Here is a 20,538-nt window from a genome sequence, read left to right as displayed (position 1 = left end):
TGGCGGCAGTCTAGCAGGCTGCCATAGCAAAAGACACTGTATTCTCCACAGAGGGAGACTGTCCGGCTTCGTTTTCAAACAGCATAAAGCGAATGGCGAAGCGGTATTTATTGCCGCTGAGAGTAGGGTAATACCCCTGATTGGCATCACAGCGAACACGGATTAATCCGCACTTGTCATCAGCCACGCCCTGATAAAAGCCGTTTGTGGCTTCCATAGGTTTAAACGGACCTCTTTCCCGCAGGAATGACAACAGTACCGATACTGTTTCTTCCAGCAATGACAGGGATAAAAGCCATTCTTTCATCGATTCCTGAATGTCTTCTTTGGAACGGTTAAGCCAGTAGTGTAAATTGGGTAAGTCAAAACTGCAGGTGCCGCCGGGTATGGAAAAACGCTGCCGGATACCGTTAAGAAATTTATCTTCTTTCAGCGCTGTGCCGAATTTGCGTTCCGCTTTTAGCTTTCCTTTCAGGCGTACAATCACTTTTAAGGACTGTTCAAGCGCGTCTGTATCAATATTCGGATATTGGGACCAGTGCACCAGATTGCGTTCATGCACATCAAGATCTTTAATCAAATCAGTACGCAGATCAATCCGGTCCAGCAGATCCATAAGGGTGAATAATTGCTCGAAGAAGTACACATGCAGGGCTTTATTCTGCACTGAGGCACCGGTTTTCAACTGCGCAAGCAGATGCTCGATGCGCAGGTAATTCCTCACTTTTTCTTTAAGCGGAAATTCGTATGTGGTGCTGGTCATGTGGGCCTCTCTGATAAACTGTTAGCACTACAGCGCAAAAGTGCCAAAATATCAAGCCCTAAGGAAAAAACAGCCGTTCAGCTACCGGGGGGATTTCTCTGCTGCTTTCAGTAATATTTGATGTAATTGTTCAACCTGAGCGGGTAAAAGTTCAAGCGCACCGTTGTTATCTATAATATGACTGGCCTTAGCCAGCCGGTCATGGCGGCTGGCCTGAGATGCCATGATCCCGCGGATAGTGTTCTCGTCACTGCCATCCCGCTTAAGTGCCCGTGTAAGTTGCGTGTTTTCCTCACAGTCAACCACAATCACGGTATCTGCCATCGCATCAAGTCCGTTTTCTATGAGCAGAGGCACCGAAAAAATCACGTAGGGGCTGGTGGCTGCTTCAAGCTGCTTTCGCATTTCTTCCCTGATTGCCGGATGGAGCAGGGCGTTAAGCCACTGTTTTGCCGTTTCATCAGCGAATACCTGTTTACGCAACGCGGCGCGGTTCAAACTGCCGTCTTTTTGTAAAATGTCACGGCCAAAATGACCGGCGATTTTCGCAAGCGCCGGCGTACCGGGTTCAACCACCTGACGGGCAACTACGTCAGCATCGACAATGGTTATGCCGAGCTGCGCAAATAAATCACTGACGGCAGACTTACCGCTGCCGATCCCACCGGTTAACCCTGCTACATAAGGAAGGCTCATGCACCCATCACCCAGGCAAGATAACCATCTATGATCTCTGCCTTGTACAATAATGTGAGATAACCGGCGACGGCGAGATACGGACCAAAGGGGATCGCAAGAGATTTACCGGAGCGCTGCACAATCATCAGTGTGATACCCGCCACGGCTCCCACCACGGAGGAAAGCAGGATAATAATGGGCAGCCCCTGCCATCCGGTAAAGGCGCCTAATGCGGCAAGCAATTTAAAATCGCCGTACCCCATTCCTTCCTTTCCGGTGAGCAATTTAAACAGCCAGTAGACAGACCATAAACTTAAATAGCCCGCAGCAGCACCAATAATGGCATCCACCGGACCTGTAAAGACAGATTGAGTACTTAAGATCAGTCCCAGCCATAGCAATAGCAGTGTTAATTGATCAGGCAGCAGCATTTTATCAAGGTCGATAAAGAGCAGTGCGATAAGAATAAAGACTAGCAATACCGCCCAGACGCCCTGCACTGTGGCACCGAAATGCCAGGCTGTAAAAGTACATACCAGCGCGGTGAACAGTTCTACCAGCGGATAACGGATTGAAATACCAGCCTTACACCCCGCACATTTTCCGCTCAGCATCAGATAGCTGAGCACAGGAATGTTTTCCCATGCCCGGATTTTGTGCTGACAGTGGGGGCAGGTGCTGTCCGGTTTTACCAGATTGAAAGGTTCCTGCTGTTGGACTTGCTCGTTTTCGTGAAAATAACTTTGGTATTCCGCTTTCCAGCTTCGCTCCATCATAATAGGGAGACGGTAGATGACAACGTTTAAAAAACTGCCAACCAGTAAACTGAAAATGAAGATGGTGGTGAGAAACACCGGCAGACTCTGCTGCATTAATGAAATGATGGCGTCCATATAAGCGCTTTATTTTTATCGTGTTCTGATACAACAAGACTGCCCGAAAAGCAGTCCTGTCTCAATGAATAATTAGTCTTGGGTGTGTAACCAGAGGCGGTTGCTCAAATTTGTTACACCACGTTACCCATCTGGAAGATAGGCAGATACATGGCCACAATCAGACCGCCGATAATCACCCCTAGCACTGCCATGATGATAGGTTCCAGCAAGCTGGTGAGACCATCGACCATATCATCCACTTCTGCTTCGTAGATTGTCGCTATTTTAGACAGCATTTCGTCTACCGCACCGGACTCTTCACCAATGGCAACCATCTGGGTAACCATGTCGGGAAACACGTTAGTAGCCCGCATGGCTGTGTTCATTTGTAAACCGCCCGCTACTTCTTTCTTGATGAATAAAATAGCTTCCCTGTACACGGCATTTCCCGATGCACCGGCAGCGGAATCAAGAGCACCGATTAACGGAACACCAGCGGAAAAGGTCGTTGACAGGGTACGAGCGAATCTTGCAACAGCCGCTTTTTTCAGAATATCGCCAACGACAGGTGCTTTTAAAACCAACGCATCAACTTTGTCCCGTAAACCGGGTGATTTCCGGTGAGCTCTGATAAACAGAAACACACCAGCTGCAAGACCAGCACCTATAAAAATGCCGTAGTCCTGAACGAACCTTGAGATCGCCAACACAAATTGAGTGAAAGCCGGCAACTCAGCCCCGAAACTGCTGAATATTTCTTCGAACTGGGGGACTACGAACACTAAAAGTACTGTTGTAACTATAAAAGCGACGACGACAACAGCAATAGGATAGAACATCGCTTTTTTGATCTTTGACTTGAGCGCTTCCGCTTTCTCTTTATAGGTCGCGATCCGATCGTAAATGGTTTCCAGTGCACCGGATTGTTCACCGGTTTTCACCAGATCACAGTATAAATCATCAAAATAAAGAGGATGTTTTCGTAATGCAGTCGAAAGAGGGTTACCAGCCTTAACTTCGTCTGTTATTTCACCGAGAAGTTTACGCATAGAGGCCTTATCATGGCCTTTAGAGATCATTTCAAGAGATTGAATCAGTGTGACGCCAGCGCCCAGCATGGTAGCTATTTGTCTTGAAATGACACAAATATCTTTCGCATCAATTTTCTTGTCGCCCCCAAAAAGAGGCTTGCTCATTTTTTTTACTTTATGGGCAGAAATTCCCTGACGACGTAACAGGTTTTTAGCTTCAGCCAGCGTCAGTGCTGATATTTCGCCTTTCCTGTTACTGCCTTGTTTATCTTTTCCCTGCCAGACAAAAGTTTCTGCTACTTTGGCCATCATTTCACCCTGAAAAAATAATGAGTATTTAACACAAAAGCCCAGCTGGTACTGGGCTTTTGGATTGAAGGCTTAACTGATTAGCACAGTGAAGCAGGTGTACATTTTGCGGACCAGGTCACACGACCACTGTCGTACTTTGGAGTCAGAACATAAGTCGCAGTATCAGTACCTGCAATTTTACCGTCAGAGGGTTCGGTTGCAGTAATTACACCGTCTGCCACTTTGATGCCTGCGATGCCAGCCCCTGCTGTTACATCAGCTGGTATGCCATTCGAACCTGCCGTACAACCTTTTTCTGTATCCAGTGTCTGAGCACAAACTTCAACAGAGGATTTTACACCGGCAGTTGCGTTTACAACTTCAGTAAAGCGTGCCTTCTCTGTGTAGCTGTTGTACGCTGGCAAAGCAACTGCTGCCAGGATACCGATGATAGCAACAACGATCATCAGTTCGATAAGAGTGAAACCTTTTTGGTTTTGAGCGTTAACATTTTTCATGGTATATCTCCGGGTTTGCGTATAAGCGCTAAATTAAATAATTCATTCAAAGTTACGATTTATACCCGAGTCGTCCTTTTCAACGTCCCCGGTACTTGATGCTCAGTATAGGCGGAGCAAGCCAACTGACAAGTATTCAGAAATATACATATGAATAGGTTCTACATCAGTGAGGGGATGAGAGTGAATACCTTTAGGGGATAACAGGAATGTATCCACTCTTTTGATTTGTAAGTGAATTTTATCCTTTCATAGCGACACGAAGCGACAGATCTATAGCCTGAACGTGTTTCGTTAATGCCCCTGAAGATATGAAGTCAACCCCTAATTTTCCTAACGATTGCAATCTTTCTTCCGTAATATTGCCAGACACTTCGAGTTTACTCCGGCCTTTTGTGATGTCGACTGCGCTTTGGATCTGATCGTTTGTAAAGTTATCAAGCATGATGATATCTGCACCGGCATCAAGCGCCTGCTCAAGCTCATCAAGGCTTTCCACTTCCACTTCCACCGGTTTGTCCGGATGATTTTGCTTTGCGATCTGTACAGCCTTCGTAATCGATCCGCAGGCAAAAATATGATTCTCTTTGATCAGAAAGGCATCGAATAATCCGATCCGGTGATTCTGACCACCGCCACAGGCGACGGCATATTTTTGGGCAAGGCGTAGTCCGGGCAGCGTTTTACGGGTATCCAGTATCTTCGTCGGATAGCCGTCAAGCAGCGATGCATAATGATGTGCAACGGTTGCCGTGCCGGAAAGGGTTTGCAGAAAATTCAGCGCAGTGCGCTCAGCGGTGAGAATGCCTCTGGCAGGACCGGACAGTGAAACCAGCACGTCATTAGCTTTGGCTGCACTCCCGTCTTGTGTATGGATCGTGATATCTATTTGCGGATCGATCAAATTGAATGCCGCTTCCACCCAGGCCATACCACAAACAATACAATCTTCACGGGTAATAATGGTGGCTGTGGCCTGCGTGGATGCATCAATCAGGTTTGCGGTGATATCTGCACCGGCCTCGGCGCTGCCGCCCAGATCTTCAGCCAGTGCTTCTGAGACTTGCTGGCGGATCGCGGCTTGAGAAGGAATAGTCATGCTTACGCTCTGCTTATATTAAAGTGTACGCAATATTAACCATTCTCCGCGCTGAGTAAACTCAAGCTGCTTTAAAACGCTCATTCCGAGTAAAATTTGTTCACCATTCATACCGGGGTTGAGATTCGCACGTACGTTATAAACAGTAATATCGCCAATAGACACACTGTTTAACTCTGTTCTTGCAACACGGACCACACCGTTGGCGGTTTGTGCCAGTGCACTGCCCGTAGTAATTAAGCCAAGTCTTTCCTGCAGATGTGCGGGAATGGCAACATCTGTTGCGCCGGTATCGATCATAAACTCAACCGGTACGCCATTTATCGTCCCCGCCGTGACGTAATGACCGGCGCGGTTTTGTTTCAGCCGTACTTCCGTCTGATTATCAATGCGTACGGATTCCGGTTCACGATTCGGGTTTTCCTGCCGGTCAAGCAAGTCGCCAAAAACAAATGTCAGCAAGCCCAGCCCGCAAATCCAGGCCAGTATGTACATCCACTTTCCGGCATTGTGTTCACTGCTCACCGTTCCCCCGGCTATATATAAGTGTCTAACTTTGAAAGTTATATGTAGGGTTATTCTTGAGTATGGCAATAGCAGATGTCAAACTTAGGCATGACCTGAGATTTTCTGTGCGACCATGGATTTTATCCCCGACAGTCAGTACACACCGTCACCGTTCTATGATGAGCGGCCGGAAGATGCCTGCATTTCATTGCTTGTCATCCATAATATTTCATTACCTGCCGGACAGTACGGTACAGGTGATATCCGCCGGTTGTTCACCGGAACCATTGATATCAATGCACATCCTTCATATGGCGATCTTAAAAACGTAAAAGTATCCGCTCATTGTGTGATTTACCGTGACGGGCAGGTTGAACAGTTTGTGCCGCTGTCGGCAAGAGCCTGGCATGCCGGGCTTTCTGTTTTTCAGGGGCGTAATAAATGTAACGACTACGCCATCGGTATTGAAATGGAAGGTTGCGATAACGAACCTTTCACTGCTGGGCAATATCAGGCACTACAACGGGTGACACAGTTTATTATCGACACCCATCCGGCCATCACCATTGGCAGAATTACCGGACACAGTGATATTGCACCCGGCCGTAAAACCGATCCCGGAGAGTATTTTGACTGGTGCCGGTTGCGCACAGGCTTGTCGTTTGAAGCGACAAAGCAGTAGTAACGTTAATTAATATTGTTTAAGTGATAACGGGTCACCGGACCCGGGCATAAAGGAATAATGACGTGATTCTGATAAGTCTTTTACTGGCGCTGGCGTTTGACAGAATGTTCTTGCGGAACCGCTACTGGCAGTCACCGGTTTTTGTTAACTTCTGTTTACGGAAAATGGGAATAAGCGGCGACGATACACAGGCATCCCGCAAAATCTGGCTGTACCTTCTTATACCAGCGGTGCTTTTAGGGCTGACAGAAACTTACATTTTCGGTGGCTTTCTGACATTTATCGTTCAAACGGCGGTGCTGTTCCTCGCATTAGGGTGTACGAATTTTCGCCGGATTTATAAGTCCTGGCTTCAGGCTGCCCAGCGGGAAGACAGAGAAGCCTGTGATTTGTATGAAAAAGAACTACATCTCGGGTTGCTGGGTAAAGAGGATAATGAACCGGAGCCGGACGACGGCACACGTATGCAGCAGTTACTTTTGCTGGCAAACTTTCGTTATTACGGCGCGGTAATGTTGTTCTTTATATTCTTCGGTGCACCAGGCGCATTGTTCTATATGTTTGTCCGTGAAGCTCACCATTATTACCGCGGCAAACACATGGAGGCAGCGCTGACCACAGGGCAGTTGCTCTTCGCACTGGAATGGTTACCAGCCCGTGCGGTGACATTGGGATTTTTGGTGGTGGGGCATTTCTCCCGCGCCGCATCCGTCTGGCTTGAGAAACTGACAAATGTGTCTGAAGGCACGCCGGCTGTACTCTGGTCTGTAGCCCGTCAGGCTGAAATTATTGAAGCCGGAGACGGCGTTACCTGCAGCAGAATGACAGCGTGTACACACGTTCAGGCAGGAGTAAAACTGGCAAAAAGGAATATTATCTTCATTCTCGTGATCACATCTGTTCTCACCATTACCGGTTGGGTTGCCTGAATCTTGAAGCACGTTAAATCAACTGGATTTGAACAGAAAAGCAACATATTTCGCTCATCAGACCAGATGGTGTTGTAAAAAAATTTCAACAATTTCAATATCTAGCTCGTCTAAAAGGTTAAATGTAAGTTACTTTCGATGGGTGACTATTTACCTCCATTTCGATCTGCCCTAAACTAGATAGGTAAAATGGTATGACCAATGAGTGGGTGGCAAGTAACTTTGTTTACATTATGGCCGCCCCTTTTCATAAGCGAGGAACCGCACAGGTATGCGCCACGGTCGGAAAAAATTATCAGATGTCATCACTGAACAGCTCGAATCAATGATTCTTGATGGCACACTGCTGGCCGGACAACAGCTACCTCCTGAACGCGAACTGGCAACCCAGTTTGATGTTTCCCGTCCTTCGCTCCGTGAAGCAATTGGCAACCTGCAGGCCCGTGGTCTGGTTGAGCGCAAGCAGGGAGGCGGCACCTTTGTCAGCCGTAACCTCAATGCGGCAATGACCGACCCGTTAATGGCGCTTATCAGCCGTCGTCCGGAAACGCAATTCGATTTACTTGAATTTCGTCATGCGCTGGAAGGTATGGCTGCCTATTACGCAGCGCTGCGGGGCCAGCCTGAAGATTATCAGGCACTGCAGGCCGCGCTGGATAACTTGCCGGTACCCGCTCCCGGGGAAAGTAAACGTGCTCTGGCAGAAGCGGTCGGTGAATTTTATATGGTGATGGCGCGCGCCTCCCATAACATGGTGTTGTTACATGTAATGAGCACCATGCAGACCATGCTGGTCGAGAATATTGAACGTAACTTCGAAATGTTTGCCTTACATCAGAATGATGAAATAGACATTAACGCCGAAGTCAGACGTCAGCGTAAGGAAATTCTGGCTGCTATCGCATCCCGCGATCCGGAAGCAGCAAGACAGGCGTGTAACGCCCACCTTGCGTTAATTGAGAAAACGCTTCTGGCGATTAACCAGCGTGACAGCCGAGTGCAACGCGCGTTAAGACGCCTGGAGATTTAAGGCACTGCCTTAGTAATACCTTGCCGGTTTGTAACAGGTAAGAAAAGAAAAACAGTAAGCCGGTAAGGCCTACGTAACGTACAACCTGGTTTTAGTCTTTCCATCCTCCGGTTTTGCCGGCAAGGATGGTTTTCAATATCAGCAACAATAGGATGGCACCATGACTGAAATGATGCACCAAGATGTGGATCCGCAAGAAACACAAGAATGGCTGGAGTCGTTAGAGTCAGTTTTAGAAGAAGATGGCGTTGAAAGAGCCCACTTTTTATTAGAATCACTGATTGAGAAAGCACGCAGAAATGGTGCCCACTTGCCGTACGATGCAACGACGGCATATATCAACACCATTCCTCCCGGACAAGAACCCACCATGCCGGGTGACCAGACTATTGAAGGCAAAATCCGTAACGCGTTGCGTTGGAATGCCCTGATGATGGTTCTGCGCGGTTCTAAGAAAGACTTAGAGCTGGGTGGTCACATTTCAAGCTTTGCATCTTCTGCAATGCTGTACGATGTGGGTTTCAACCACTTCTACCGCGCACCAAATGAAAAAGATGGCGGCGACTTCGTATTCTATCAGGGCCACGTGGCTCCCGGTATCTACAGCCGTGCATACATTGAAGGTCGTCTGACCGAAGAACAACTGGACGGTTTCCGTCAGGAAGTAGACGGCAAAGGTCTGTCTTCTTACCCGCACCCTAAATTAATGCCTGATTTCTGGCAGTTCCCCACTGTATCTATGGGCTTAGGTCCAATGCAGGCCATCTATCTGGCACGTTTCCTCAAGTACCTGACTGACCGTGGTATCAAAGATTGTTCAGAACAGCGCGTATGGTGCTACATGGGTGACGGTGAGTGTGATGAGCCGGAAAGCCTGGGTGCAATCGGTCTTGCTGCCCGCGAAGGCCTGGACAACCTGACTTTCGTTATCAACTGTAACCTGCAGCGTCTTGACGGCCCTGTTCGTGGTAACGCAAAAATTATTCAGGAACTGGAAGGTACTTTCCGTGGCGCAGGCTGGGAAGTAATCAAAGTTATCTGGGGTCGCTACTGGGATCCACTGTTAGCTCGTGACACTTCTGGCAAACTGCTTGATCTGATGAACGAAACTATCGACGGTGAATACCAGAACTGTAAAGCCAAAGGCGGCGCGTATACCCGTGAGAAGTTCTTCGGTAAGTACCCTGAACTGAAAGAAATGGTTTCAAACATGTCAGATGAAGACATCTGGCGTCTGAACCGTGGTGGTCACGATCCGGTTAAAGTTTATGCAGCATACGATCGCGCAACGAAGACTAAAGGTCGTCCACAGGTAATCCTTGCTAAAACCGTTAAAGGTTACGGCATGGGCGCATCCGGTGAAGGTAAGAACATTGCCCACCAGGTTAAGAAAATGGACAAAGAAGCGGTTAAGCAGTATCGCGATCGTTTCAACATTCCTGTATCTGACGAAGCATTAGCTGATCTGCCTTACTACAAGTTCGACGAAGACAGCGAAGAGATGAAATACCTGCGCGCCCGTCGTGAAGCCCTGCATGGCTACATGCCGGTTCGTCGTGCTAAAGCAACTGAAGATCTGCCAGCGCCTGCTCTGAAAGCGTTCGACGCTATCACTAAAGGTTCCGGTGACCGTGAAATCTCTACCACTATGGCGTTTGTACGTGTCCTGACTGCGCTGCTTAAAGACAAGCAAATCGGTAAGCGTATCGTACCTATCATCCCTGATGAGGCCCGTACGTTTGGTATGGAAGGTCTGTTCCGTCAGGTAGGTATCTACTCTTCACAAGGTCAGAAATACGAGCCACAGGATTCTGATCAGGTTGCTTACTACCGTGAAGACAAGAAAGGTCAGGTACTGCAGGAAGGTATCAATGAACTGGGTGCAATGGCATCGTGGTTAGCAGCAGGTACGTCTTACAGCACCAACGACCTGCCAATGGTTCCGTTCTACATCTACTACTCAATGTTTGGTTTCCAACGTGTTGGCGACCTGGCGTGGGCAGCCGGTGATTCACGTACCCGTGGTTTCCTTGTTGGTGGTACTGCTGGTCGTACAACGCTGAACGGCGAAGGTCTGCAGCACCAGGACGGTCACTCTCATACCCAGGCGGCATTGATCCCGAACTGTGTGAGCTACGACCCGACTTACGGTTACGAAGTTGCTGTTATCGTACAAGACGGTTTACGTCGCATGCTGGAAGATCAGGAAGACGTGTTCTACTACCTGACAGTCATGAACGAAAACTACAAGCAGCCTGAAATGCCTAAGGGCATTGAAGAAGGTATCGTTAAAGGTATCTACAAGCTGGATACTGTGGGCAGCAGCGATAAGAAAGTGAAACTGCTGAGCTCCGGTACCATCCTTGAGCAAGTGCGTGAAGCTGCTGCGAAACTGGCATCTGACTACGGCGTAGAAGCAGAAGTTTACAGCGTAACGTCGTTCAACGAACTGGCCCGCGATGGTCAGGATTGTGACCGTCACAATATGCTGCACCCTGAAGCGACAGCGAAAGTACCTTACATCACAGAAGTACTCAGCGAAGGTAACGATGGCCCGACTATCACTGCAACTGACTACATCAAGAACTACGGCGAGCAGGTACGTGATTTCGTACCGGGCGCATACCGTGTACTGGGTACTGATGGTTTCGGTCGTTCTGACAGCCGCGCGAATCTGCGTCGTCACTTCGAAGTTGACGCTGCATACGTGACTTACGCTGCGCTGTACGAACTGTACAAGGCAGGTTCTGTTGATGCCAAGACGCTGTCTAAAGCAATGACGGATCTGGGTATTGATGCTGAGAAAGTTAACCCACTTTACGCATAAGCTAAGGGAGACTAACGAACATGGCAGATATTAAAGACGTACTGGTACCGGATCTGGGTGAAGATTCGGTAGAAGTAATCGAAATTTGCGTAGCAGTGGGTGACTCCGTAGAAGCGGAATATGCACTGGTTACGGTAGAAAGCGACAAAGCCAGCATGGATATCCCTGTACCGTTTGCCGGTAAGGTATCTGAGCTGACTGTAAAAGTTGGCGATAAAATTTCTGAAGGCGATTTGCTGGCGAAACTGGAAGTAGCGGGTGACGCAGATAGCGCACCTGCGGCTGAAGAAAAGCCTGCTGAAGCACCGAAAGCTGAAGCACCAAAAGAAGAAGCGCCTAAGCAGGAAGCGGCTCCGGCTGCTTCTGGCAGCACGTCTGTGATTGAAGTAACGGTACCGGATATCGGTGACGCTGCTGACGTAGACGTAATCGAAATTCTGGTAGCTGAAGGCGATACCGTGGAAGCGGAAGACGGCCTGATTACCCTTGAAACTGACAAAGCAACCATGGACGTACCTTCGCCGCAGGCGGGTAAAGTGGTTAGCCTGAAAGTAAAAGAAGGTGACAAGGTGTCTGAAGGTTCTCTGGTCCTGACTCTGGAAGTCGGTGGTGGCGAAGCTGCTGCGCCTGCACAGGAATCAGCACCGGCGGAATCGCCGGCACCAGCAGCAGATTCTGCGCCGGCCGCTGAAGAAGCGCCTGCAGAAGAAGCTGCGGAAGAAGAAATTGAAGTTCAGGTACCTGATATCGGTGGCGATACTGATGTAGACGTTATCGAAATTCTGGTTGCTGAAGGTGATACCGTGGAAGCGGAAGATGGCCTGATCACGCTGGAAACTGATAAAGCGACCATGGATGTGCCTGCACCTAAAGCCGGTACCGTTACCAAACTGCTTATCAAGCAGGGTGACAAAGCGTCTCAGGGTACACCGGTTATTATGCTCAAAGTGAAGGGCGCGGCGAAACCTGCTGCACCTAAATCGGAAAGTAAGCCTGCAGCAGCGCCGGCTCCTGCCGCGCAAGCGCCTCAGCAGAAAGCGCCGCCGGTTCCGCACCATCCGTCTGCAGGCAACAAGCCTAAGACCGGTAAAGTGCATGCGTCTCCTTCTGTACGTCGTCTGGCCCGTGAATTTGGTGTTGATCTGACTCAGGTTGACGCAACAGGGCGTAAAGGCCGTATTCTGAAAGAAGACATCCAGTCTTACGTGAAGCATGAACTGGCCCGTCCGAAAGCGACAGCCGGTGCCGTAGCGTCTGGCAACACAGGTGGTGGCTTACAGGTTATCGCACAGCCTAAAGTTGATTTCTCCAAGTTTGGTGAAATTGAAGAGAAGCCATTAACCCGTATTCAGAAAATCTCCGGTCCGAACTTGCACCGTAACTGGGTAACCATCCCACACGTTACGCAGTTCGAAGAAGCGGATATTACTGATCTGGAAGATTTCCGTAAGCAGCAGAACGTTATCGCTGACAAGCGCAAGCTGGGTGTGAAAATTACGCCGCTTGTGTTCATGATGAAAGCGGTAGCCGACGCACTGAAAGCGTATCCTGTATTTAATACATCACTTTCTGCGGACGGTGAGTCTTTAATTCAGAAAAAATACTACCATATCGGTATAGCAGTAGACACGCCGGGAGGCCTGGTTGTACCGGTTGTCCGTGATGTTGATAAGAAAGGCATCATGGAGATTTCCAAAGAGTTAATGGAAATCAGTGTGAAAGCCCGTGACGGTAAGCTGAAAGCTGCTGACATGCAAGGTAGCTGCTTCACCATTTCAAGCCTTGGTGGCATTGGTGGTACAGCATTCACGCCAATCGTTAATGCACCTGACGTAGCCATCCTTGGCGTATCGAAGAGTGATATTAAACCGAAGTGGAATGGTAAAGAGTTTGAGCCTCGTCTGATGGTGCCGTTGTCACTGTCATACGACCATCGTGTTATTGACGGCGCGGTGGCAGCACGCTTTGCTGTACACTTAAAAGCAGTTCTGGAAGATATGCGCCAGATGTTGCTTTAGAAAATGAGTGAAGGGGAGGGTTGATTACCTCCCCTTTGTGATTTTTATGATCATAAAGCCAAGTTGGCTTTACAGGGCTCGCAAGCCCTAGTTACAATCCGTAACGCATATTTATCAAATATTTGGACAGATTTGAGGTCACAATGAGCGAAATTAAAACGCAATTAGTCGTATTGGGTGCAGGCCCCGGCGGTTACTCAGCCGCTTTCCGCGCAGCCGATTTAGGTATCGAAACCGTCATCGTAGACGCCCGTGAAACACTGGGTGGGGTATGTTTGAACGTAGGCTGTATCCCTTCAAAAGCCCTGCTGCACGTCGCTAAAGTGATCAAAGAAGCCAAGCATTTGTCTGCGCACGGCGTAACCTTTGGTGAGCCAAAAATCGATTTAGACAAAATCCGTGAGTACAAAGACGGTGTTGTTGGCCAACTGACAAAAGGTCTGGCTGGTATGTCTAAAATGCGTAAAGTTAAACACGTTCAGGGTTACGGTAAATTTACCGGTGCAAACACCCTGGAAGTAGAAGGTAAAGACGGTAAAACAACCATCTCTTTTGAGAAAGCGATCATCGCTGCCGGTTCAGAGCCGGTATCTCTGCCTTTCATCCCTGAAGACGATCGTGTAATCGACTCAACCGGCGCACTGGAAATGAAAGATATTCCGGAAAAAATGCTGGTACTGGGCGGTGGTATCATCGGTCTGGAAATGGGTACAGTTTACGAAGCACTGGGTGCGAAAATTGACGTGGTTGAATTCCTTGACCAGTTAATCCCTGCTGCTGATAAAGACATCATGAAAGTCTTCATGAAAGACTATAAAGACAAGTTCAACATCATGCTGGAAACCAAAGTGACCGCGGTTGAAGCAAAAGATGACGGCTTGTATGTAACGTTTGAAGGTAAGAATGCACCTTCAGAAGCAGTTCGCTACGACAAAGTGCTGGTAGCGGTTGGCCGTCGTCCTAACGGTAAACTGATCGGTGCTGACGCGGCTGGCGTTACTGTTGATGAGCGTGGTTTCATCAACGTAGACAAGCAAATGAAAACTAACGTTGACCACATCTTCGCAATCGGTGACCTGGTTGGTCAGCCTATGCTGGCGCACAAAGCGGTTCATGAAGGTCACGTTGCTGCTGAAGTTATTGCCGGTAAGAAGCATTACTTCGACCCACGTTGCATTCCTTCAGTTGCCTACACTGAGCCGGAAGTTGCCTGGGTTGGTCTGACTGAGAAAGAAGCGAAAGAACAGGGCATTAACTACGAAACTGCGACATTCCCGTGGGCAGCTTCTGGTCGTGCAATCGCGTCTGACGCAACTAACGGTATGACCAAGATGATCTTCGATAAAGACACTGCACGTGTTATCGGTGGCGCAATGGTTGGTACCAACGCCGGTGAAATGCTGGGCGAAATCGGCCTGGCTATCGAAATGGGTGCTGATGCAGAAGACGTAGGTCTGACTATCCACGCTCACCCGACGCTGAACGAGTCAATCGGTCTGGCGTGTGAAATCTTCGAAGGCAGCATCACTGACCTGCCTAACCCTAAGGCGAAGAAAAAGTAAGTTGTTTAACAGCTGAATGAAAAAACGAGGCAACTGCCTCGTTTTTTGTTTTTTACGACTGACGTTTTAAGTCCCGAATTATTTGCTCATGGTGGCTTTGGAAGGTGAGCCCACGGATTTTACCGGTTTAGGAGTCACTGTTAATCCGCCTTCACACTGCTTGTCTGACTGACGGGCTTTCATCGATTTTACTGTCTCCGGACAATAACCTTTCCGGCAACACTGGGACAATCTGGCTTCATGTTGTGCACAGCGTTCGTGGATAATACGGACAACATGACGACGCAACCATTGCAGGCCCTGATCCACGTCCTGACGTTTATGCCATAACAAGGACACAGGCGTTGGCATAATTTCCACCGGTGTTTCGAATACGGCCAGGCGGCCGGCAAAAATATCGTGCTCTACTACTAATGACGGCGCCACACAGATAAGATCGGACTGCTCAAGTAACGGCGGCACATTGTGAAAATCGTTCACCGTCATGGCGATCCGGCGGCTCAACCCTAAATTATTCAGTACCTGGTCTGTGGGACCGGTGGTATCGCCGGTAATAGACACTAACAAGTGTTGTGCATTGACAAATTCTTCCAGCGTTAACCGTTCTTTCGCCAGCGGGTGCTCAGGGCGCATAACAACAACATACTTAGGCTCAAACAGAAACTCTGAACGGATAACTGAATTCGGTGCTGTGTACTTACACACAGAGAGTTCGGCCTCTGCGTCAGTTAATATTTTCTCACTGTCACTGTTCGGGTTCGGAATCGCGAAAATATTAATACCCGGCGCTTCCCGCTCGATGATTTGACGGAGCGGACCCCATATCATTTTTACCAATGTATCAGTGGCAGCAATACGAAACGTACGTTGCGATGTGGCCGGATCAAATACGGTAGGGTTCACGGCGGTTTCAAGCTGACTCAGCGGGCCCTGAATCTGTGTCCATAAGTTGCGGGCAAAAGAAGTCGGCTGTATACCTCTGCCGTCTTTAACAAATAACTCATCACCCCAGGCCGAACGCATACGGGACAGGGCATTGGAGACAGCGGGCTGTGTCATTGCCAGTCTGTCAGCGGCGCGGGTGATAGCGCCTTCAGTCATGATGGCATCGAATATCATCAGTAAATTTAAGTCTTGTGTTCGCATAGCAGCACTCCGGTGAACCTGCGATAAATATATTACATGGAATGATGTGTTGTATATAAAAAGATAATTATTTTTATTGATTGGTGGTGTGCATAATGCGCAGCATCCACACTCAACGAGATCGCCAACCATGTCTGCATTAATAAAATTCTCTTTAGCATTATGGGTCACCATTCTGTTAACCGCTTGCGGCGGAGAAGAAACAAACCCGGCTAATCAGGCTGCCACAGCAGCGCCTGCCATTCCTGTTGATATTGCGCCTGTTATTCATCAGGAAATCGCTCAATGGGATACTTTTACCGGTCGCCTTGAATCGCCGCAAACAGTTTCTCTGCGCCCGCGGGTGTCAGGGTATATTGACTTTGTTGCCTTTGAAGAAGGTGAATGGGTTGAGCAGGGACAAACCCTGTTTCTTATTGATAACCGCGCGTTCAAAGCTGAAGTCGACCGCTTATCTGCCCAACTTGAAGATGCGCAAAGCCGCTTACGTTTAGCTAAGCAGGATTCAGAGCGGGCTGCGTCATTGCGCCGCACCAATGCCATTTCCAAAGAAATTGCTGATGCCCGTCAGGCGGCAGTTGAACAGGCTGAAGCCAGCGTGTCTTCAACCCGTGCTGCGTTAGATTTAGCGCAGTTAAACCGGGGTTTTGCCCGTGTTGAAGCGCCTATTTCAGGTCGTGTTTCCCGTGCCAATATAACTGCCGGTAACTATGTCACCGCCGGTCAAAGCGTACTGACCAGCATTGTTTCAGTCGACCGCATTTACGCCTACTTTGATGTTGATGAAAGTACTTACCTTGCATACACCTCTGCGCCTCCTGAAGTGTCTCAGCCACTTGATCAACTGACCGTGGCTATGCAACTGAGTAACTCTGAGAAATTTGAGCACTGGGGTCAACTGGACTTTGTTGATAACCAGGTCAACCCGAATACCGGCACAATCAAAGTGCGGGCGGTGTTTGATAATACTGACGGCCGTCTGGTGCCGGGATTATTTGCTCACCTGCGTCTTGCTAGCGGTGAATCCCGCGATCGTATTTTAATTGATGAAACCGCCATCGGTACCGATCTCAACAACAAGTTTGTTCTGGTTGTCGATGAAAACAATGTTCTGGCTTACCGCGCTGTGAAGCTAGGCGACAAAGTCGGTGCGCTCCGCTTTATCGATGACGGGTTATTCCCTTCAGACAAAATTGTCGTGAATGGTCTGCAGCGCGTCCGCCCCGGTGCCACTATTGCACCCACTGAAGTATCCATGCACAGCAGCGAAGCCTTCGAGCAGTTGCAGGTATGGCAGCAAAATATAAATCAGAACAGTGACCTGGCCGCAAATGCATCACCTGCGAATGCGCCTGAAGGAAGTCGTTAATGAATCTGTCTACGTTTTTTATACACAGGCCTATATTTGCCGGGGTGTTGTCACTGCTGATTTTTATCGGCGGTGCCATTGCCGTGTGGCAATTGCCCATAACGGAATATCCCGAAGTGGTGCCGCCTACCGTGGTGGTCACTGCTAATTACCCAGGGGCCAACCCTAAAATCATTGCAGAAACTGTAGCCAGTCCGTTAGAACAGGAAATCAACGGAGTAGAGGATATGTTGTATATGTCTTCTCAGGCTAACTCTGATGGCAGAATGACACTGACCATTACTTTTGCAATCGGTACCGATCCCGATGCTGCTACAACACTGGTGCAAAACCGGGTTAACCGTGCATTGCCACGTTTGCCGCAGGAAGTGCAGAGACTGGGTGTGGTGACTGAGAAATCTTCGCCGAACCTGACCATGGTTGTGCATTTAACATCGCCGGATAGCCGTTATGACATGCTGTATTTGTCGAACTATGCTGAGCAAAATGTCAAAGATGAACTGAACCGTATTAATGGTGTGGGCGAAGTGCGCTTATTCGGTGCAGGGGAATACTCCATGAGAGTCTGGCTGGATCCGAATAAAGTGGCCGCCCTTGGCATGAATGCCGGTGATGTGATTTCCGCTATTCAGGCACAAAACCAGCAGGCAGCCGCAGGTAGTCTTGGTGCCCAGCCAGCCGGTGGCAGCGAGTTTCAGTTACTCATCAACGTTCGCGGTCGTTTACTTGATGAACGTGAATTTGGTGACATCATCATTAAAACCGGCGAGTCCGGTGAGATTTCACGGTTAAAAGATGTGGCCCGTATTGAGCTGGGGGCGGATTACTACACCTTACGTTCGTTACTGAATAATCGTCCGGCCGCTGCGTTACCTATTTTCCAGGCGCCCGGTTCTAATGCGATTCAAATCAGTGATGATGTGCGCGCTACCATGGCTGAATTGTCAAAAGCCTTTCCGGAAGGCCTGGACTACGACATTGTGTACGACCCCACAGTTTTTGTGCGCGGTTCCATTAAAGCCGTAGTGAATACACTGTTCGAAGCGGTATTACTGGTTGTATTAGTTGTTGTGCTGTTCCTGCAAACATGGCGTGCATCCATTATCCCTCTGGTTGCTGTACCTGTGTCTCTGGTAGGTACGTTTGCATTTATGCAACTCATGGGCTTTTCATTAAATGCGTTATCTCTGTTCGGGCTGGTGTTAGCTATTGGTATCGTGGTGGATGATGCCATCGTTGTGGTTGAAAACGTCGAGCGGAATATCGCTGCCGGGCATTCGCCTGTAGAAGCCACAACCATCGCCATGAAAGAAGTGACAGGGCCTATTATTGCCACCACCATGGTACTGGCGGCGGTGTTCATTCCTACGGCATTTATGTCCGGACTCACCGGCCAGTTTTATCGTCAGTTCGCCCTGACAATTACCATTTCAACGGTGATTTCAGCCATCAACTCGCTGACGCTGAGCCCTGCATTATCGGCCTTGTTGTTAAAGTCTCATGATGCACCCAAAGACTGGCTCACCAGAGGCACGGATAAGGCGCTGGGCGGATGGTTGTTTAATCCGTTTAACCGCTTCTTTGACCGTGGTGCTAAAGCGTACACTGCCGGTGTGGGTTCTCTCATTCGTAAATCCGGCATCATCATAGTGCTGTATGCAGGATTACTGGCACTCACATGGCAGCAGTTCAGCAGTACGCCTACCGGTTATGTGCCGGCTCAGGACAAAATGTATCTGGTTGCGTTTGCCCAGTTGCCTGACGCGTCTTCACTGGACAGAACGGAAGACGTGGTACGTCAGATGTCCGCGATTGCGTTGCAGCAGGATGGTGTGTCTGATGTCGTGGCATTCCCGGGGTTGAATATTAACGGGTTTACCAACAGCCCCAGTTCCGGTGTAGTGTTCTTCCCGTTAAAGCCTTTCGCTGACAGGGAAGGGAAGGGGCTCACTGCCGGTGCAATTGCCGGGCAATTAAACCAGAAGTTCGCAGCAATTAAAGAAGCGTATGTCGCCGTGTTTCCGCCTCCGCCTGTACTGGGCTTAGGCACAATCGGCGGTTTCCGTCTGCAATTGCAGGATCGCGGTAATCTGGGTTTTGAAACCTTAAATGAAGTCACGCAGCAGGTGGTGCAAAAAGCCTGGGCAGACCCGGTACTCACCGACACATTCAGCAGTTACCGCGTGAGCGTGCCGCAACTGGATGTGGACGTGGACCGCACCAAAGCCATAGGAATGGGCGTGAATATCGATACGTTGTTTGACACCTTACAAGCCTATTTAGGATCGGTGTATGTGAATGATTTCAACCTGTTCGGACGCACTTATCAGGTGAACGTGCAGGCAGACTCTCAGTTCCGTCAGGATGCAGAACAGATACGTCAGTTTAAAGTGCGCAATGCGCAGGGCGAAATGATTCCGTTAGGCGCGTTTTTAGACATCAATCATACTGCGGGACCGGACCGGGTCATGCACTATAACGGCTACGTTACCGCTGAAATCAACGGTGCCCCTATGCCCGGTTTCAGCAGTGATGAGGCGAAGGTCGCTATCGAGAAAATCCTTGATGAAACCCTGCCAATTGGCATGACGTACGAGTGGACAGAATTAACCTATCAGCAAATTCTGGCCGGTGATGCATCCATGTATGTATTCCCGCTGGTGGTGTTGCTGGTGTTTCTGGTACTGGCTGCACAATATGAAAGTTTGTCGCTACCATTGGCCATTATCCTTATCGTGCCTATGACTTTGCTCAGCGCGTTAATCGGTGTGGGCATTTACGGCGGAGACAACAACATCTTCACCCAAATCGGGCTCATTGTGTTGTTTGGTCTGGCCACGAAGAATGCCATTCTGATTGTTGAATTTGCTAAAGAACTGGAAGAGGAAGGGCACACTGCGCTGGAAGCAGTAAAAGAGGCATGTCGCCTGCGTTTGCGCCCCATTCTGATGACATCCATTGCCTTTATTATGGGTGTGTTGCCCATGGTAATTTCGACCGGAGCCGGTGCAGAAATGCGTCAGGCCATGGGCGTCGCGGTATTCTCAGGCATGATTGGTGTGACTTTCTTTGGCCTGGTACTGACCCCCGTGTTTTATTACCTGCTACGCCGGAACCGTAAACCGGCACCCGCCTTAACGTCTCAGGCGCAGTCCCACACAGCTTAGACCCGACGTGGGACTCCTTTTGCCGTCCTCCCCGGGCGGCTTT

Annotated in this window: 16 protein-coding genes; 8 read left to right on the top strand and 8 right to left on the bottom strand. The window is 49.1% G+C overall.

What is annotated here, in order from left to right:
• Positions 1-10 precede the first annotated feature (10 nt).
• The 7 genes from zapD to ACXAG2_RS11045 all read right to left on the bottom strand — a co-directional run bounded on the left by zapD (position 11) and on the right by ACXAG2_RS11045 (position 5,750).
• The gene (gene zapD, locus ACXAG2_RS11075) at positions 11-763 is read right to left on the bottom strand and encodes a cell division protein ZapD (protein WP_474866975.1); all 753 of its coding nucleotides are present in this window, start codon (positions 761-763) and stop codon (positions 11-13) included.
• A gap of 81 nt (positions 764-844) precedes the next feature.
• Positions 845-1,459, bottom strand: coding sequence for a dephospho-CoA kinase (gene coaE / locus ACXAG2_RS11070; RefSeq protein ID WP_474866972.1), 615 nt, complete (start codon positions 1,457-1,459; stop codon positions 845-847).
• Positions 1,456-2,334 carry a prepilin peptidase gene (locus ACXAG2_RS11065; RefSeq protein WP_474866970.1) on the bottom strand — a complete coding sequence of 293 codons (879 nt, stop codon included), beginning with the start codon at positions 2,332-2,334 and terminating at the stop codon, positions 1,456-1,458. Before ACXAG2_RS11065 ends, coaE begins: the two co-directional genes overlap by 4 nt.
• A 113-nt stretch (positions 2,335-2,447) precedes the next feature.
• Positions 2,448-3,656 carry a type II secretion system F family protein gene (locus ACXAG2_RS11060; RefSeq protein WP_474867254.1) on the bottom strand — a complete coding sequence of 403 codons (1,209 nt, stop codon included), beginning with the start codon at positions 3,654-3,656 and terminating at the stop codon, positions 2,448-2,450.
• A gap of 80 nt (positions 3,657-3,736) precedes the next feature.
• The gene (locus ACXAG2_RS11055) at positions 3,737-4,156 is read right to left on the bottom strand and encodes a pilin (protein ID WP_474866967.1); all 420 of its coding nucleotides are present in this window, start codon (positions 4,154-4,156) and stop codon (positions 3,737-3,739) included.
• Between the two features lie 241 nt (positions 4,157-4,397).
• Positions 4,398-5,255, bottom strand: a complete 858-nt coding sequence (gene nadC / locus ACXAG2_RS11050; protein ID WP_474866965.1) for a carboxylating nicotinate-nucleotide diphosphorylase — start codon at positions 5,253-5,255, stop codon at positions 4,398-4,400.
• 18 nt (positions 5,256-5,273) lie between these two features.
• On the bottom strand, positions 5,274-5,750 hold the full coding sequence (locus tag ACXAG2_RS11045) for a retropepsin-like aspartic protease family protein (RefSeq protein WP_474867252.1): 477 nt from the start codon (positions 5,748-5,750) through the stop codon (positions 5,274-5,276).
• Between the two features lie 145 nt (positions 5,751-5,895).
• On the opposite strand from ACXAG2_RS11045, the gene ampD reads away from it, so the two are divergent.
• The 6 genes from ampD (at position 5,896) to lpdA (ending at position 14,813) form a co-directional block, all read left to right on the top strand.
• Positions 5,896-6,444, top strand: coding sequence for a 1,6-anhydro-N-acetylmuramyl-L-alanine amidase AmpD (gene ampD / locus ACXAG2_RS11040; RefSeq protein WP_474866963.1), 549 nt, complete (start codon positions 5,896-5,898; stop codon positions 6,442-6,444).
• A gap of 65 nt (positions 6,445-6,509) precedes the next feature.
• Entirely contained in the window at positions 6,510-7,376 is an 867-nt protein-coding gene (ampE, locus tag ACXAG2_RS11035) for a regulatory signaling modulator protein AmpE (RefSeq protein ID WP_474866961.1), read from the top strand.
• 271 nt (positions 7,377-7,647) lie between these two features.
• Positions 7,648-8,406: a GntR family transcriptional regulator gene (locus ACXAG2_RS11030; RefSeq protein WP_119502156.1), complete on the top strand. Its 759-nt coding sequence runs from the start codon at positions 7,648-7,650 to the stop codon at positions 8,404-8,406.
• Positions 8,407-8,566: 160 nt separating this feature from the next.
• The gene (aceE, locus tag ACXAG2_RS11025; protein WP_474866959.1) at positions 8,567-11,233 is read left to right on the top strand and encodes a pyruvate dehydrogenase (acetyl-transferring), homodimeric type; all 2,667 of its coding nucleotides are present in this window, start codon (positions 8,567-8,569) and stop codon (positions 11,231-11,233) included.
• Positions 11,234-11,253: 20 nt separating this feature from the next.
• Positions 11,254-13,251, top strand: a complete 1,998-nt coding sequence (gene aceF, locus ACXAG2_RS11020; protein WP_474866956.1) for a pyruvate dehydrogenase complex dihydrolipoyllysine-residue acetyltransferase — start codon at positions 11,254-11,256, stop codon at positions 13,249-13,251.
• 143 nt (positions 13,252-13,394) lie between these two features.
• Positions 13,395-14,813 carry a dihydrolipoyl dehydrogenase gene (gene lpdA / locus ACXAG2_RS11015; RefSeq protein ID WP_474842882.1) on the top strand — a complete coding sequence of 473 codons (1,419 nt, stop codon included), beginning with the start codon at positions 13,395-13,397 and terminating at the stop codon, positions 14,811-14,813.
• Positions 14,814-14,891: 78 nt separating this feature from the next.
• Here lpdA and ACXAG2_RS11010 read toward each other — a convergent pair whose 3' ends face one another.
• Positions 14,892-15,959 carry a LysR family transcriptional regulator gene (locus tag ACXAG2_RS11010; RefSeq protein WP_303572906.1) on the bottom strand — a complete coding sequence of 356 codons (1,068 nt, stop codon included), beginning with the start codon at positions 15,957-15,959 and terminating at the stop codon, positions 14,892-14,894.
• A gap of 130 nt (positions 15,960-16,089) precedes the next feature.
• Here ACXAG2_RS11010 and ACXAG2_RS11005 point away from each other — a divergent pair, with 130 nt between their 5' ends.
• Positions 16,090-17,328, top strand: a complete 1,239-nt coding sequence (locus ACXAG2_RS11005; protein ID WP_474866954.1) for an efflux RND transporter periplasmic adaptor subunit — start codon at positions 16,090-16,092, stop codon at positions 17,326-17,328.
• Positions 17,328-20,495 (top strand): efflux RND transporter permease subunit, encoded by a 3,168-nt coding sequence (locus ACXAG2_RS11000; RefSeq protein ID WP_474866951.1) that lies wholly within the window; start codon positions 17,328-17,330, stop codon positions 20,493-20,495. The genes ACXAG2_RS11005 and ACXAG2_RS11000 overlap by 1 nt, the downstream gene beginning before the upstream one ends.
• Positions 20,496-20,538: the final 43 nt, after the last annotated feature.

The organism is Alteromonas sp. ABH4_456, assembly GCF_056160645.1.
Note: the sequence above shows the minus strand (reverse complement) of the source record. Positions and strands in the feature narration are given on the sequence as shown.